The 16,980-nt window shown below is 43.8% G+C and carries 14 protein-coding genes and 1 tRNA gene; 11 read left to right on the top strand and 4 right to left on the bottom strand.

Features of this window, described 5'->3' with window-relative positions; genetic code table 11:
- Window positions 1–61: 61 nt before the first annotated feature.
- Window positions 62–1,185 (top strand): IS3 family transposase gene (locus G395_RS0121085; RefSeq protein WP_157486759.1). Its coding sequence is split into 2 segments (ribosomal slippage): window positions 62–308 and window positions 308–1,185, totalling 1,125 coding nucleotides; the frame shifts between segments, so codons are not numbered across the junction.
- A 153-nt stretch (window positions 1,186–1,338) separates the two neighbouring features.
- On the opposite strand, the gene G395_RS0121080 is transcribed toward G395_RS0121085, so the two are convergent.
- The 4 genes from G395_RS0121080 to G395_RS0121065 form a co-directional block, all read right to left on the bottom strand.
- Window positions 1,339–1,412: transfer RNA gene (locus G395_RS0121080), tRNA-Asn, on the bottom strand.
- Between the two features lie 85 nt (window positions 1,413–1,497).
- The gene (locus G395_RS0121075) at window positions 1,498–1,779 is read right to left on the bottom strand and encodes a hypothetical protein (protein WP_026631891.1); all 282 of its coding nucleotides are present in this window, start codon (window positions 1,777–1,779) and stop codon (window positions 1,498–1,500) included.
- A gap of 22 nt (window positions 1,780–1,801) precedes the next feature.
- Window positions 1,802–2,422 (bottom strand): 16S rRNA (guanine(527)-N(7))-methyltransferase RsmG, encoded by a 621-nt coding sequence (rsmG, locus tag G395_RS0121070; RefSeq protein ID WP_026631890.1) that lies wholly within the window; start codon window positions 2,420–2,422, stop codon window positions 1,802–1,804.
- Window positions 2,413–3,543: a glycosyltransferase gene (locus tag G395_RS0121065; RefSeq protein WP_035361839.1), complete on the bottom strand. Its 1,131-nt coding sequence runs from the start codon at window positions 3,541–3,543 to the stop codon at window positions 2,413–2,415. The genes rsmG and G395_RS0121065 overlap by 10 nt, the downstream gene beginning before the upstream one ends.
- Window positions 3,544–3,653: 110 nt before the next feature.
- Here G395_RS0121065 and tgt point away from each other — a divergent pair, with 110 nt between their 5' ends.
- The 10 genes from tgt to G395_RS0121015 all read left to right on the top strand — a co-directional run bounded on the left by tgt (window position 3,654) and on the right by G395_RS0121015 (window position 16,729).
- Complete coding sequence (gene tgt / locus G395_RS0121060; RefSeq protein WP_026631888.1) at window positions 3,654–4,787, top strand: tRNA guanosine(34) transglycosylase Tgt; 1,134 nt, start codon at window positions 3,654–3,656, stop codon at window positions 4,785–4,787.
- Between the two features lie 220 nt (window positions 4,788–5,007).
- Window positions 5,008–6,462: an OmpA family protein gene (locus G395_RS0121055; RefSeq protein ID WP_026631887.1), complete on the top strand. Its 1,455-nt coding sequence runs from the start codon at window positions 5,008–5,010 to the stop codon at window positions 6,460–6,462.
- A 103-nt stretch (window positions 6,463–6,565) separates the two neighbouring features.
- On the top strand, window positions 6,566–7,669 hold the full coding sequence (gene glf, locus G395_RS0121050) for a UDP-galactopyranose mutase (protein ID WP_026631886.1): 1,104 nt from the start codon (window positions 6,566–6,568) through the stop codon (window positions 7,667–7,669).
- A gap of 140 nt (window positions 7,670–7,809) precedes the next feature.
- On the top strand, window positions 7,810–10,140 hold the full coding sequence (locus tag G395_RS29910) for a GumC family protein (RefSeq protein ID WP_051350283.1): 2,331 nt from the start codon (window positions 7,810–7,812) through the stop codon (window positions 10,138–10,140).
- Between the two features lie 31 nt (window positions 10,141–10,171).
- A complete protein-coding gene (locus tag G395_RS0121040) occupies window positions 10,172–11,176 on the top strand; it encodes an N-acetylneuraminate synthase family protein (protein ID WP_026631885.1) in 1,005 nt (334 codons plus the stop codon).
- Window positions 11,173–12,312: a UDP-N-acetylglucosamine 2-epimerase gene (gene neuC, locus G395_RS0121035; RefSeq protein WP_026631884.1), complete on the top strand. Its 1,140-nt coding sequence runs from the start codon at window positions 11,173–11,175 to the stop codon at window positions 12,310–12,312. Before G395_RS0121040 ends, neuC begins: the two co-directional genes overlap by 4 nt.
- Window positions 12,312–13,034: an acylneuraminate cytidylyltransferase family protein gene (locus G395_RS0121030; protein ID WP_026631883.1), complete on the top strand. Its 723-nt coding sequence runs from the start codon at window positions 12,312–12,314 to the stop codon at window positions 13,032–13,034. Before neuC ends, G395_RS0121030 begins: the two co-directional genes overlap by 1 nt.
- The gene (locus G395_RS0121025; protein ID WP_026631882.1) at window positions 13,004–14,389 is read left to right on the top strand and encodes a CDP-glycerol glycerophosphotransferase family protein; all 1,386 of its coding nucleotides are present in this window, start codon (window positions 13,004–13,006) and stop codon (window positions 14,387–14,389) included. Before G395_RS0121030 ends, G395_RS0121025 begins: the two co-directional genes overlap by 31 nt.
- Window positions 14,377–15,780 carry an O-antigen ligase family protein gene (locus G395_RS0121020; RefSeq protein ID WP_157486758.1) on the top strand — a complete coding sequence of 468 codons (1,404 nt, stop codon included), beginning with the start codon at window positions 14,377–14,379 and terminating at the stop codon, window positions 15,778–15,780. The genes G395_RS0121025 and G395_RS0121020 overlap by 13 nt, the downstream gene beginning before the upstream one ends.
- Window positions 15,773–16,729, top strand: a complete 957-nt coding sequence (locus G395_RS0121015) for a glycosyltransferase (RefSeq protein WP_026631880.1) — start codon at window positions 15,773–15,775, stop codon at window positions 16,727–16,729. The genes G395_RS0121020 and G395_RS0121015 overlap by 8 nt, the downstream gene beginning before the upstream one ends.
- Window positions 16,730–16,980 lie beyond the last annotated feature (251 nt).

Here is a 16,980-nt window from a genome sequence, read left to right as displayed (position 1 = left end):
TGTAAGTATCCCGTAAGCACAGACAGTTTGAAATTAGAGAATATCACTTAATTTTAAACTGATGAAAAAGACCAAATTCACCGAGACACAGATCGTTTCGATCCTCAAACAACAGGAAGCCGGCATTCCAACCAAGGAGATTTGCAGGCAGAATGGCATTTCCGAAGCCACTTTTTACAATTGGAAGAGCCGGTATGGCGGCATGGAAGCTTCAGACGTTAAACGCCTGAAAGATTTGGAGGAAGAAAATTCACGCTTGAAAAAGATGTTTGCCGATCTGAGCCTAGATAATCAAATACTTAAAGAGCTGTTCGCAAAAAAGGGCTGGGCTCTGCCGCAAAAAGGGAATTGACCGAGGAGATTGTTCGAGAGCACAACATCGCTGTGAGCAGAGCCTGTAAAATTGTTAACCTCGTTCGTTCTCAATACTATTACAGCAGTAAGAGAGATGATTCTGAGGTGATAGAGTCGTTGCAAGACTTGGCATTTAAACACCCTTCATACGGGTTCAGGAAACTTTTTGCCTACCTGCGCAGATCTGGTAAGCTGTGGAATCATAAGCGAGTTCACCGCATTTATCAAGTTTTGAAGCTTAATAAGAGGCGAAAAGGTAAACGCCGATTACCTGATCGCGTTAAACAACCGCTGGTTCAGCCTGCGCAGGTGAATGAGACTTGGAGCGTGGACTTTATGAGTGATTCTATGATTGGGAATCGTAAATTCAGGACGTTCAACGTGATCGATGATTGCTCTCGTGAGGCCTTGGCCATTGAGCAGGGTCGCCTGGCGATTGATACTTCGTTGTCCTCGAAGCGAATTACCAGGGTTTTGGAACGGATTGGGCTGAGTAAAGGCTTTCCGAAAGCGATTAGGTCGGACAACGGACCAGAATTCACATCGAAAACTTTTGCAATTTGGTGTGCTGATAGAAATATCGAAACACGGTTTATTCAACCAGGAAAACCCACGCAGAACGGTTTTATTGAACGATTTAATCGGCTTTATCGAGAAGCAGTACTAGATGCTTATTTGTTCTTCGACCTAGACCAGGTCAGGCGATTGACCGCAGAATGGATTGATGAATATAACCACCGAAGACCTCATGAAGGACTCGGCAATATGACGCCTTTTGAATGGAAAGACTTGCTGCTGAAAAAGGAAATACAACAACAAATGGCTGTCTGAAAAACGGGGTACATACAGTAAGCCCGTTTGTAATTGTGAGCCGATGGTTGAAGCTCGCAATCACTTTCTGCCTATTTGACAACTATTGCAACTTTTATTGCAACTAAAGAAAAAAGCACTTAGCAAATTAATGCTAAGTGCTTTATTTTTAGGCTCCCGAAGTTGGGCTCGAACCAACGACCCTCTGATTAACAGTCAGATGCTCTAACCGGCTGAGCTATTCAGGAATTTCAAATCCGATTATCTATCTGAATTCTGGTGCAAATCTAAGAATTTGAATTATACAGCGCAAGGATAATTTTAAAAAAAATGTCAGCCCTGCACTTGCTGAAGGATTAACTCCTTGACCCTCTTAGCATCTGATTTCGTAAAATTATTGATAATAATTTCTGGACGCATCCGCGGAATCACTCTAATGGTGGAAAAAAACATCCCGCTCTCAATCTCAACGCCGGAAATATCAGAGTAAAAAACAAAATTGTCGTTGCTCTTGAAAAGCTTCTTTACGGTGAAAGTCACTCCTTTATCGCCAAATGATACCGAATCTGGAAAAAATGGGTTCATCAGCCCGCTGGCGCTATATCGTTCGTTCATTGTTTTTAGGTTAAATATTGAGTTATAATGGTACGTAGACGACTTTTTTGGTCTGGAAAAATTCTTCCTCGAAATAGCCTGAAAGCTCGTAAGTGCGAGACTTTTGATTCAATTCAGACAATTCCTCAGTCAGGTCTCCTCCCTTTAAATATAAAATTCCGTTCCTCAGGGAATGAAATGAGTTTTTGCTGATGTTCTTTTTAACCCAGCCAATAAAAGGTGTAATTCTGGTAACGGCCCGGCTAACGACGAATTCGTAGGAATCATCCAGCCGCTCAGCCCGGATTTGCTCTGCTTTGACATTGTCCAGCTTCAAGGCGTCAGCGATCTCCTGGACCACCCGTATTTTCTTGCCAATACTATCAACGAGATGAAACTGCGCTTTCGGAAAAAGAATGGCGAGCGGGATTCCCGGAAAGCCACCTCCGGTTCCTACATCCAGGATGCCGGTTCCTGATTTGAATTCGAGCACTTTTGCAATTCCTAATGAATGCAGCACATGTCTTTCATATAATGTATCAATGTCTTGCCTGGAAATTACATTGACCTTGGCATTCCAAAATTGGTACAACTCCTCCATCTGCCCGAACTTATCACGCTGATCAGCAGTTAGATCCGGGAAGTATTTATTGATTAATTCCACGATTTACGAAGTTTTCTTTTTGTAAAGGTCAGAAATCCAAAGACGACATAATAGACAAAGAGTGCAAAGTCCATGAATAAAAAGCTGAACCACTCTACGGTCTTATCTAATTTCAGATTGATAACGATCAGCAAAAACCACTGGATAAACCATCTTGCAGCAAAAACAATCCCAAGCCCCTGCAACAGATAAATGTCTTTTGTAAGCAATCCAACCAACAGTATAGTTATGCCCGCCATCCATACCGCAACGTGCGTGCCGGAAAGCAGCCCGAGCAAAATCTTGTTACGCATTTTATAAAACATGCTTACCGACATATGCCGCTGCTTCTGCTTATACCAGGTTTTCCAGGTGGTTTTCGGAACAGAGTATACGAAAGAATCTTCTTCTATAGATATCGTTGTGTTGGAGCTTGTTGATACTTCATTCAGAAAGATATCATCATCGCCGCCGAATACATGCTTATGCGTATAAAAGCCTTTGTTGGCAAAAAAAACGGAACGCTTGTAAAGAATGTTGCGACCTACACCCATATAGGTAAAGCCGGCAAGCGCGAACGAGAGATATTGAACGGCAGTATAAAACGTTTCGCAGCGGATAAACCAGTTCAGCAATCCGGGCTGCTTTATATAAGGGGAAAAGCCGAGCACAATGTCCTTGTCATGGCTTACGCGGGAAGTCATCGCGGTAATCCAGTGATTGGAAGACGGACGGCAATCTGCGTCGGTCATCAGCGCAATTGGATATTTAGCCTGTTTCATGCCAACAGTGAGCGCGTATTTCTTGGGCGTTACGTGGTCAAACTGATCATTGATCCTGATGTAGCGAATGTGTTTCCACTGAAAGATGTTTTGCCTGATAAATTCTTCACTTCCATCGTCGGAACGATCATCCAGCAGGATTATTTCATATTCAGGATATTCCTGGGCGTCGAGGAGCGGGATCAGTTCGGTAAGGTTATCGCGTTCGTTCCAGGCACAAACAAGCACTGTAACTCCGGGTAATTCATTGTCATAATTGGCGCCTTTACTGTAAAATGCAAGTCTTGTAAAAAAGTAGAAGTAATAACATAACTGAACGAACACAAATGCTCCGAGCGCAAAGAGTAAAGAATCGGCCACAATGGAAGAGAGTTGTAAAATTTAATCATATTCATACAAATATAAGGTCATTGTCAGCAATGTTCGAGACCTTAACCCTATTTTTGCACACCACAATTTAAAACCTTTTAATGAAGTTTACATTACAAGTTGAAGATCCCGCGTCGAAAGCCAGGGCAGGGTTTATTGAAACAGATCACGGAACTATTCAAACACCCATATTTATGCCCGTCGGCACTGCGGGGACTGTGAAAGCTGTTCATCAGCGCGAACTGAAAGAAGACATAAAGGCACAAATCATATTAGGCAACACCTACCATTTATACCTGCGTCCGGGCCTGGACATTTTGCAAAAAGCAGGGGGACTACATGGCTTCAACGGCTGGGACAGACCCATTCTCACTGATAGTGGCGGTTACCAGGTTTATTCGCTTGCGGGCACGGGAAGAAAGATCAATGAGGAAGGTGTGGTATTTAAGTCACACATTGACGGTGGCGTACACACATTCACCCCAGAGTATGTAATGGACATCCAACGGATCATTGGGGCTGACATTATCATGGCTTTCGATGAATGCACGCCGTACCCCTGCGACTATGAATATGCCCGAAAATCCATGGAGATGACGCATCGCTGGCTGGGACGCTGCTGTACAAGGTTTGACAGCACAAACGACCTGTACGGCCATAGCCAAACGCTTTTCCCGATTGTGCAAGGAAGTGTTTATAAAGATCTTAGAACACAATCCGCAGAAACAATTGCTTCATACGGACGTGAAGGAAATGCAATTGGCGGCCTCTCGGTAGGCGAGCCGGCCGAGATCATGTACGAACTGACAGAGGTCGTTTGCGACATCTTGCCAAAGGACAAACCGAGATATCTGATGGGTGTCGGAACGCCGGCAAATATACTGGAATGCATTGCCCTGGGCGTGGATATGTTTGATTGTGTAATGCCTACTAGGAACGCGCGCAATGGCATGATTTTTACGACAGACGGTGTAATCAATATTCGCAATGAAAAGTGGAAGGATGATTTGTCACCGATAGACGCAGGGCTCGGAGGTTATGTAAGTACGATTTACAGCAAAGCTTATCTTCGCCACCTTGTTAAGTCGGATGAAATGCTGGGGGCGCAAATTGCCAGTGTACACAATCTCACTTTTTACCTGTGGCTGGTCAACAGTGCGAGAGAGCGGATTATAGCTGGTGATTTCATTCCGTGGAAGGCGGAAATAGAAAAAAAAATAAATCAACGGCTTTGAAAGTTCATAAAAGGAAGTTTCTTTCGGGTAAAATTTGATTGAAAAGCAGGAAAGTTTTTCAATTGTATCTAGTTCGGTTGATTAAATGATATTGTTAACCTATTTTTGTGCCCACTAGGCATTTGGTTAAAGTAAGTTTGGCCATGAATAAATACATCTTTTACTCATAATTGACTATAGATCAATCCTAGTTAATCTTAATAACGCTAACTTGAATAGTATGAAAAAAGTATCCCAGTTGATTTGTTCGTTTGCCCTGGCGGCAATGATGGCGCTGCCTTCATTGGCACAACCACTAGAGCAGCCGAATTCTCCGGATTACAATCCCAAAGCAACCTATGATGGCCCCTACAAATTGAACACATGGTCAATTTCTGCACATATCGGCCCTTCTATGTTCTTTGGCGATTTGAGAGAATATGATTTCTGGCCTGTAACGAAAACAACTTCTGACAGCCACAAAGAATCCGGTACTATTCAAGGAGGCTTGACATTAAACAAACAACTTTCATATTTATTCGGTGCAAGACTTGATGCTTCTATCGGTAATTTGAGAGGTATGAAACGCCGCAATTACAACCGTTACTTTGAAGGCAACTACTTCGATGTTTCTCTTGCAGGAACAGTAAATCTTAAAGGTCTTTTGATGGGACCAAATAAGATGAAAAGATGGAAAGTTGATGCATATGTGGGTGTTGGTCAAGTATTTTACGATGCAACTGCATATGACCTGACAGGCGGTGTTAAACTTCGCGAAACAGGAAACATGAACGACTGGATTATTCCTACAGGTCTTAATGTGAACTACGAAGTAACAAAAAGAATTGACATTGGTCTAGACTTCCGTTTGAACCATACAAACTCTGACTATATCGATGCAACCTACGGTGGTGACTACGACAGAACCCCAGGCAGCTTCGATATCGCAGATCAAAAAACTTCTCGCAAAGGAAATTCTGAGCTTGACAGCTACGGATACGGATCGGTTCAGGTAACTTACAAATTGGGTAAAAATCCATTGAAAGTTGCGAAAGTAGACGGCAAATGGGATTACAAACCAGAAGAAGGCGGTTACTACCACTTGCGTTACACAGATCCTAAAGTGTTGATCAAACCACCAAAAATTCTTACACTTGAAGAAATGGACTCAGTTGCTAAGGCAAACCGTCCTAAGGATATTGACCCAAGATTGTTGCTTGATACAGATGGTGACGGTGTTTCTGACTTCTTCGATAAAGAGCCTAATTCACCAGCTGGAAGTATTGTTGATGGTGGTGGTCGCGTTCTTGACTTCGATGCTTACGTTAAAAATGCACTTAAAAATGGTGCAGCTTGCGCAGAGATCTTTGCTAACGTAATGTTCGATACAGATAAAAACACGATCAAGCCTGAGGCACAAGAGATGCTTAAAAATGTGGCTCGTTTGATGAACTTGAACGGATGCCGTCTGCAACTTGCGGGTCACACAGACCGTCGTGCAACAGATCGTTACAACATTGCTCTTTCGAAACGTCGTGTAGATGCAGTGAAGAACTTCCTGATCAACGAAGCTGGTTTGACAGATCCTAGCAAAGTGATTGTTGACTACTTCGGTTCATTCAAACCAATAGCTGACAGCGCAAAACGTGAAGGTCTATTGAAAAACCGTCGTGTAGAACTTAAACTTCTTCCATAGAAGTAACCGATAAATTGAAAAGAGAAAGGCTCCTGATGGGAGCCTTTCTCTTTTGATAAGACCGTAAAAATTCATCTCAACTATTAATTAGGGCATACAAACAATGAAACAATACGATTATCTGATCGTTGGCGCAGGGCTATGGGGTTCTATTTTCGCACACGAAGCAACTAAGAGAGGAAAGAAGTGCCTGGTTATCGACCGCCGCGACCACACAGGAGGTAATATTTTTTGTGAAAATGTAGAAGGAATTAATGTTCACAAATACGGTGCGCATATTTTCCATACGAATGATAGAGACATTTGGGACTATGTGAATTCATTTGTGGAGTTCAACCGCTATACCAATTCGCCGGTAGCCAATTTCAACGGAGAGCTGTATAACCTCCCATTTAACATGAACACTTTTTACCAATTGTGGAAAGTAAAAACGCCGGAAGAAGCGAAGGAAAAAATAAAGCAGCAGGTTGAAGAAGCTGGTATAAAAGACCCGCAAAACCTGGAAGAACAAGCCATTTCGTTGGTAGGAACAGATATCTACCACAAGCTGATTAAAGCATATACAGAAAAGCAATGGGGAAGAAAAGCGACTGAGTTGCCTGCCTTCATCATCAAGCGCCTGCCTGTTCGGTTTACTTTTGACAATAACTATTTCAATGATCGTTACCAGGGCATTCCTATCGGCGGTTATAATAAACTGACCGAAGGTTTACTAGAAGGTATCGAAGTTAGAACGGGCGTTGACTTTTTCAAAGAGCGCGAGGCACTGACAGCACTTGCAGAAACGGTTGTTTACACGGGCCCGATTGATGAATATTTCGGCTTCCAGTTCGGGCAACTTGAATACAGAAGTTTGCGATTTGAGAACCGGCTGCTTGATCAGGAAAACTACCAGGGTAATGCAGTTGTGAATTATACTGATGGAGAAACACCTTTCACAAGGATCATTGAGCACAAGCACTTTGAATTCGGAACACAGCCCAAAACGGTGATTACTCATGAATTTCCGCAGGAGTGGGAAAAAGGTTCTGAGCCATATTATCCTGTAAATGATGACAAAAATTCTGCCATTTTTAGCCAATATAAAGCGCTGGCAGAACAGGAGCCTAACGTCATTTTCGGCGGTCGTTTGGCCGAGTATCGTTATTATGACATGCACCAGGTTGTAGGATCTGCTTTAAAAAAGGTAAAAGTGCATTTCGACTAAAAAATATTTTAACTCTTAAATCCCTGATCTGCTGACACATAGCGGGTCATGGATTTTTATTTTCCTTTTTTTTGAAAAAAATGATCGTTTTCGAGTGACCGATATCTTGCTTCTACGTCTAAACTGAAAAATTAGACCACATGCAGGGGAAGAGGTTGGAACACATTACGCACATAAAGAAGGGAGATTCAGCAAATGTCAGAAAAGCGCTGGCATTACTGAACAATGCCAGGGACAACTGGCATTGGATAGCCGTTTCCCTGGCATTCAGCCTAGCTTTCGGACTCATTTACCTCCGCTATAACACGCCTCAATTTCTGGTAAAAGCTTCAATTCTGGTTCGTGATGATGCGAAAGGCTCAGAATTTGGCGATGCAGCATTCCTGGAAAGTATGGGCTTATCGTCCATGCAAAGCAGCGTGGACAATGAGATTGAAATACTGAAAAGCAGGACACTTATGGAGAGCATCGTGGCGGATCTGCAATTAAATGTCCGTTACTACTCCACCGGACACGTGAAAACGACGGAGCTGTTCGAGAAGTCGCCCTTCAAATTAAGATTTGTAAGCCAGTCACATAATTCCAAAAGTCCACCAAGCACCTATGTTGTGACAATTGAAGAGAAGGGGCTCTATAAGCTTCAACTAGGATCGCAGATATTTGCTGGCACTTTTGGAGACAGCATAGCCCTACCGCATGGCAACTGCATAGTATACCGCACTTCCCACTTGCTGAATACCGAGGATCAGCACTCGATCGTGATCCAGGACCCGCAGATCCTGGTTGATCATTACAGAAAAGCACTCTCCGTTGCGGCTACCAATAAATTTGTCAGCACCATAAATATTTCGCTTACTGAAGCAATTCCGGCAAAGGGCGAAGCTATCCTCGACAGGCTATTACGGAATTATTTCAAAGCCAGTGTTCATGATAAAAATCGTGTTGCTGATAGCACCATTGCATTTATTAATCAAAATCTCAACCAGGTTTCAGTGGAGCTGACGGATAGTGAGAAAGCGATTGAGCGTTTTCAAAGTTTGCATCATATCACTGATTTGAGTGAAAACGTGCGGCAACTTTTAAATCAGTCAGCTGAATATGGGCGCGATAAAAGCAAGTACCAAGTTCAGGCGAGAACTGTCGATTCCCTGCTTCAATTTCTTCATGCCAATCCGCAACATATCGTTCCTACTCAGCTATTTATTCAAGATCCTGGTTTCCTATCTATTGTCGAAAAATACAATGCAACCCAGCTGGCCTTGACAAATGATCTGGTGACAATGCATGAATCGCATCCCAATGTCCTGGGTTTGAAAGCGCAACTCAGTCAACTGAGACAAGATCTAATTGCAAACCTAAATGCCCAACAAGGCGATTTGCGAATAGGAAGGCTGGCTATGAGCAGCTATTATGATAGGGTTCAACGAAAATTAAGGGGAGTTCCCGCAATTGAACGGCTCCTTTTTGAAGCGAAAAGGCAGCAGCAAATTAAGCAGGAGCTTTACATTATGTTGCTGAAAAAGCATGTTGAAACTTCCATTTCGAGATCATCGACGTTTGCCAATGCCCGAATTATTGATAAACCCAAGGCTGGTCCCGAGCCTGTTAAACCGAATAAGGAATTGGTCATGCTGATATCCGGCTTTATTGGCATCGGCTTACCGCTGGCAATTATTCATTTAAGGCATATTCTAAACACTAAAGTTACGGGCAAACATGACATTGCTGATCTTCTCAACATCAGCTTGCTAGCCGAGATATCTCATAATCATAGCTTGGAAACAAGTGTTTACTCAAATTCGCAAAGTCCTATTGCCGAGCAGTTCCGGGTTTTGCGAACCAATGTACAATTTCTTTCGGCGCCTCGACAAAATCAGGTTATTCTGTTAACATCCAGCATGGGCGGTGAAGGAAAATCTTTTATTGCCGTTAACCTATGCGGCTCGCTTGCACTCACAAATAAGAAGGTCTTGCTTCTGGAACTTGACCTGCGCAGGCCGCGGCTGGCAAAGGACCTCATGCTCAAAGAAGAAGGTTTCACAAATTACATTTTGTCTGATGCGAATTTCGAGGAATACATCCAGCACCCGTCTTCAAAACATCCGTTTGCGTTCATCACAGCGGGCAGCGTTCCACCTAATCCCGCAGAATTGCTAGGCTTACCGAAAGTCGAGGAACTGATCTCCTCACTAAAAACGCGATACGACTATATCATTTTGGACACACCGCCAATAGGATTGGTCACAGATGCACGCTTGCTGAGCCATTTGGCTGACATGTCCTTATATGTCGTTCGACAGCAATTTACATTCAAAAGCCAGTTGGAAATTATCAAGGATATCCAGGATGCCAAACAGTTGCCCAAGCTGCATTTGATACTAAACGACACTAAGGCAATGCCTGGATACAATCACGGTTATTACAAAAAAGAGAAACGTCATTTGTTCAATGCTATGAGGCGAAAATCATAACCTATCATTATATCAAATCATCGATCACACTATGCAAAACAACATTTACATGATGGCGGAAATCGGCCAGGCGCATGAAGGAAGCTTGGGGCTGGCGCACTCTTACATTGATGCGCTGGCATCAAGCGGCATTAATGCCATCAAATTTCAGGTTCACATTGCGGAGGCGGAAAGCAGCATTCACGAGCCGTTCCGGACAAATTTTTCCTATAACGACCTTTCCCGAATGGACTATTGGAAAAGGATGGAGTTTTCCGAAGAAGAATGGGCAGGCTTAAAGGCACATTGCGAGCAAAAAAATCTGGATTTCGTGGCAAGCCCGTTTTCCATCAGCGCAGTTGGATTGTTGGAAAGAATTGGCGTTAGCAGGATCAAGATCGGATCCGGGGAAATGAGTAATCTTCTGCTACTTTCCTCCGCTGCAAAGCTGGCCACCGAAATGACGCTCTCCTCCGGAATGAGCCCCCTTGCCGAGCTGGACAGCGCGATAGCGGCGGTGAGGGGCAAATGCAAGCTTTCATTATTGCAATGCACATCGTCCTATCCTACCGGCCCGCATCAGTGGGGATTGAATGTGATCCCTCTTCTGAAAGATCGTTTCCAGATCCCGATTGGGTTTTCCGACCATTCGGGAGACATCTATGCTTGTCTTGCTGCGGCTGCGACGGGAGCCGAGATCCTGGAATTCCATGTCACATTTGATCAGAGAATGTTTGGCCCCGACTCCACGTCTTCCATAAATATTGATCAGGTCAAGCAGCTTGTAAAGGGCGTCCGGCACATTGAAACGGCAATGAAATATCCGGTTGATAAAACTGATAGTTCAGAGTATGCAATGTTGAAGACAATTTTTGGTAAGTCGCTGGCAGTCAACGATGACTTGAACAAGGGTCACATTTTGACATTGTATGACCTGGAAGCGAAGAAACCGGCGGGATATGGTGTGTCGGCTACGCATTTTGATACGGTCATTGGCAGGCAGTTGCAGCGCGATCTTCCTAAATCGTCATTTTTGAATTTCAGTGATTTGCTATGAAACGAAAAATTTGCGTAGTAATCACAGCAAGAGCCAGTTACAGCAGGATCAAAACACTTCTTATCGCTATAAAAGCACATCCGTTACTCCGGCTGCAACTTGTGCTTACCGGCAGCGGTCTGCTGGATAAGTATGGCGGAATGTTGAACCTCCTCGCCCGGGACGGTTTCAGGAATATCATAAAGGTTTCCAACCTGCTCGAAAACGAAAATGCCACGGCTGCTGCAAAGACAACCGGCCTGGGAATCATTGAATTGGCTTCTGTATTGGAAAATATACGGCCGGATATCGTGGTAACCATTGCCGACAGATACGAAACAATGTCTGCTGCCATATCGGCTTCCTTTATGAACATTCCACTGGCGCACGTACAAGGTGGCGAAGTGACCGGCAACATAGATGAGCGTGTGCGGCATGCAGTTTCCAAGCTCGCGGATGTGCATTTCGTAGCGACGGCGTCCGCCCGCGAGCGCCTGATTGGTATGGGCGAAAATCCTGAAAAGGTATGGCATACGGGTTGCCCGTCCATCGACCTTGCGATACAGGCGAAGAGTGATGCCTCCCCGCAATTTGACTATGAATGTGGCCAGTCAAAATTCCCTGCAAGCAAATATCTGGTAGTCATGCAGCATCCGGTGACGAATGAGGGCGGGTTGATTAAGGATCAGTTTGAGGGTTTGCTTACGGCCGTTGAGGCGCTGCAAATTCCAACATTCTGGGTTACTCCCAATGCAGATTATGGAGCCGACCGCATTATGAAAGAAATCCAGCGATATAGCGAAACAACGAAGAATCACAAGATCCATTTTCTGCAAAACTTGACTCCAGAAACATTTTTGAAGCTCGTCAAACACTGTGCATGCCTCGTCGGAAATTCAAGCACAGGCATCAGGGAGGGTTCGTTGCTTGGCATTCCGGTTGTGAACATTGGCAGCCGGCAAAACGGTCGGGAAAGGTCCTGCAATGTAATTGACGTGAATTTTGATCCCGGAGCAATCATAGAAGCAGTGCAGAAACAGGTTGCAAACGGTCTTTACAAGAGCTCATTCATATACGGCAATGGACATGCGGGGCTACAAATTGCCGATTTGCTGGCCAAAACAGAGCTGAACACCCACAAACAAATCACCTATTAATGGATTCTAAAACAATATTAGCCATCATTCCAGCCCGGAAAGGCTCCAGGGAAATCCCGGGGAAAAACATGAGACTGCTTGCCGGCAAGCCCCTTATTCAATATTCGATCGAATCTGCATTGGCATCCGAGCTTCTTACCAGGATTGCCGTATCGAGTGATTGTGCGGAAACCATTGCTTTTGCAGAAAGTTGGGAAGGGGTGGAAGCACCGTTTATAAGGCCTGCCGAACTGGCGGCCGACAACACGCCATCATTGGAAGTGGTAAAACATGCCGTAAACTTTTACAAAGAACAACAAACGGAGTTTGACTATATATGCCTGTTGCAGCCAACCTCGCCATGTCGGCCCCCGGATTTGATCGATCAAGCCATTGCGCACATGCTGGAAACGGATGCGGATAGCCTGGTAACCATTCGAAAGATTCCGGAGAAGTACCATCCACTTTGGGCACTTGGTGTAACCGGCAACGCATTCCAACGGCTTGTGCAGCATGAAGATCTGCCTACGCGACGACAGGATTTACCCGACGCTTTTTGTCGGGATGGGAAGATTTACCTGCTAAAAACCACATTGCTCGATAAGGGGCTGCTGATGGGCGGGAAAATGGTTGGCTATGAAGACAAGAGTTTACCCGATATCAACATCAATACACCGGAGGATTGGGAGCTCGCTGAAATCTTTTTTAAAATATGGAGGAAGCAACAAAGCAACGTCTCTTAATTCTCGTAACCAACAGTTTTGCGGCTATGAATATCATTCACAGCGGTTTGATTAAAAGATTGGGAATTAAATATGACGTTTATATCATGTCAACGATGATCCGTACTGCTGAACTAGCCGAGATTAACAAGCATTTCAATCTTCACTTGAAGCTAATTCATGTAGATTTTCCGCGTGATGCGGCCTGGCTCTCCTATTTAAGAAAAATAGAAAAGGCCCTTTTTGCGCATCATTTTAACATTATTACTCAAATTATTAAATATCAAAATGAAGGAAAATGGAAAGCTTTGCTGGTTAAGAAGTTGCTTTGGATGTTGAGCGTTTTGCACATTACCAAAACTGCGTTATGTGCATTAAGACGGGTTATTATCACTCTCACGTCTTTCTCAATCAGGTTAAAACCTCTCCTTCCCTGTCACTTCAAAGGCGTGATCTCCTCGTCGCCGTTGGATTTGAGAGAAAATCAGGTCGTAAACTTTCTTGCAAGACATCATGTCAAGTCACTTGCAATGATCATCAGTTGGGATAATCTGACGTCCAAAGGCCTTATTAACGCTGACCATAATTACACATTGGTCTGGAATGATTTCATGAAAAACGAGCTTCTGCACTTCTATTCCATTTTCGAGTTGAAGCAGCCAAAGGTTATCGCCACCGGCATTCCACGATTTGACTGCTATTTTCAGCATCAGCCCGAAGCATATGATGCGCACGCCAGAAGACTTTTCAATGTGAAAAGCGGCAAATTTATCATCCTGATCGCTACGAGTGCCAGTCGGCATTTTCCCAATCAACTGGAAATCATAGAAGATGTGCTGCAATTTGCAAGAGACGAAAACAACGTGCATGTCATCATCCGATGCCATCCGGGGGATGATGTAAATGCTTATGCGCACATCGCCCGCGAGCAATTTGTCACATTATGGCATCCTAAAAATCTGCCTGCCAGGAACCAGGAATTGTTCTATAATTGGTTTCCTGAGCTAGACTTTCTGCATTCGCTAGCCCAAATGCTGCGGATTTGTGATGTGTGCGTTCAATTTGCTTCCACGATGAAACTGGATGCTGCGGCTTGCAAAAAACCGGTTATCAGCATTGCTTATGATGGCAAAATCCCACTCCCCTATCACCAATCCGTACAAAGGCTTTACGATTATGCGCATCAGATTCCGCTGAATGCTCTGCAAATAGACAAAGTCGTGACAAACCGACAGCAATTATATAATGCATTAAAAACCAGCTTGCAAGACACAGATCACCAAGAAAAGCTTGCAGCCATTGCGCCATTCACACATTTCACGAAATGTGCATCAGTGGATGTCACTGCTAAAATCATTGCTGAATGGCTCGACTAGGAATTGAAGCGGCGGTGAAGTGGCTGGCTGCATGTATGCTCGTATTGATTTTAGAAAAGTTGTTTGAACAGCTTTTGCGATTGGGTGAGGATGAAATGCAGACTTCCCTGGTTCTCGCATTCTACATTTACTGCATTATCAGTCTGTTTTCCGTCTCCAAACACAAGCTTTTCCACGTGCTCGCCATTCCGGTTTTTACGCAGTTTTTGCATTTATTTCAAAAATACTCATTTACTGCGGGTGCCAACTCAATTTGGCGGTTGCTGCCCTTTGTAATTCTGAGCTGCTACTTGGTTTACTTTTCCCTTCGAAAACCCATTTCTCTTACTCATGGTGAAAGGCTGTTTCTGTTTTCCTGGATCATTATTCAGGCATTCTTTCTCCTGATTTCGCCCAATTTTAGGAACATTGTTTTTGGTGGATTTCTGTTCTATTTGATAGTGCTGCCATTCTTTTTCATTTACCTGAAACAAGTAAGCACAGCTATTGACTTTGCTGAAAATCTGGAACTTTATCTCTGCACCTTATATATTATTCTTGGCATCGGGACTTTCGGATTAGTCGTTGCCGGGGCCAGTTACACAGGCTCGGATAACTTACTGGCGACCCGGAACATTACCGATACGAATGTTACAATGGCATATTTCATTCTTCTATGGCCATTTGTATTGCTTTATGCGTCCCGGCGTGCATTAAATAGCTTGGTCAGACTGGCGCTTTCTGCAATTTTACTCAGTGTGGTCGTATTCTCATTCTCCCGCGGCGCTGTCCTGCTGGTCATTCCCTATATGATACTGACGTCAATTCTGGTCGGAAATCATTATCGGCTTTTGCACTTTTTGCTCCTGGCTTTCGGGATAATCGGTTTTGTCCCGGATCTTCTTTCTCAATACCAGGACTCGGATATGGCTTATTTCTGGACATTGCGGTTTGGTGATATGCTGGCCACAGATTCTCTGCTTGACAAATTGCAGGAGATTAGCGGACGGGCTGAAATTTATGAAATAGCCTATCATTTATTTCTCCTGAAAGCGCTAACCGGCCATGGAACCGGCAGTTTTGAAACCCTTGGACCAGGTTACCGCGAAGCGCATTCGCTGTTTTATACATTACTCGCCGAAAATGGAATGCTTGGTCTGGTTTATTTTTACGGCTTGTTTATTAGACTGCTAATCCAGCTTATTTCCGTATGCAAAATGGATAGAAAGCTGGGCTTGTTGTCAGTCAGTTTCACCTTTTATCTGATTTACAATCACACAGTTGGCAGTGTTTTCGTGATCCTGCCAGCAAAGAGCGTGACGATCAATTGCCTGGCACCTATCCTGTTAATGTGCATTTATTTCTATTCTCAACATGTTCAAAAAGAGCATATTGAATTAGCAGATGAATAAGGTGCTGATCATTGGGCAGCTTCCGCCACCGATCGGAGGGGTAACCATGCATGTAAGCCGGTTAATTGAACATTTGCCCCAGAATGGATTTGACCGTTTCACTTTTTGTGATCTCAAAACTGACAAATGGGTGAACATTATGAAAGCGATTAAAAGACATCGGACCATTCACCTGCATGCATCCAACCCCTATTTTCAGTTGCTGCTTGCCATGTTATGTGTCCCGACAAGGAAGCGGCTGCTACTGACTTATCACGGAAATTGGGGACGATATCGTTTGGCGGGGAATTGGGCAGTTCGCGTGTCCGCCTTTCTCTGCACAGTGCCGATTGTCCAAAACAACGAAAGCCTGACAAAAGCCAAATGTTGTAATCCCAACGCGCTGCTTATCTCCACATTCATCGCCGCTGCCCGCGTCATTCCACTGGACCCAGAATGTGCGCACCAGCTAAGCGATTTCCGGAAACGCTTTGAATTTTTATTCTGTACAAATGCATGGAATCTGGCTTTTGACAAAAACGGAAGCGAGACGTATGGGATTTCGCAGATCATTAGCAATATCAGTAATGTAAATTCTGGTGGCATGGTCATCTCTGATCCTTCCGGTAACTATCGACCTTTCATCGAAAAATCCTTCGGGAGCATTCCGGAAAATGTCCTATTCATTGACGGTCAGCATGATTTCATGAATGTTTTGCGCGTTTCAGACGCATTTATCAGAAACACAACGACGGACGGTGTTTCGCTCTCCATATATGAAGCACATGCGTGTAATGTAGTGGTGCTGGCTTCCAACAGCGTCTCCAGAGCTCGCTTTTGCGTTGTGTATGAGGACATTGCACACATTAACCTGGTCGAAGAACTCAAAAGAGGGAGGATTCGCTTGCAAAACGAATGCGAAACGGAGGAAACGAACGCAGTAGGTAAGTTAATCAACCTGTATCAGTAATATATATAATTGAAAACGAGGTGGTTATAAAAAAAACAAAGGCATAGAAAAATTTCCATGCCCTGTTTCACACTATACACACACTATATTTTTATTATCTATATAAACATCTGATAATTTCTCCGATAACTTTCAACACCGCAAAATAACAAATTAAAGTAATTAGAAAAAAGCTTTCTATTGTGATTTTCTTAGCTAAAATGAGAAAAACGTAGACATTTCTCTAAAAATTTTGACTGATTAAACGGCTG

The organism is Dyadobacter alkalitolerans DSM 23607 (assembly GCF_000428845.1).
In the GTDB taxonomy this organism is placed as follows: Bacteria; Bacteroidota; Bacteroidia; order Cytophagales; family Spirosomataceae; genus Dyadobacter; species Dyadobacter alkalitolerans.
This window is presented reverse-complemented; position numbering and strand designations above follow the sequence as displayed.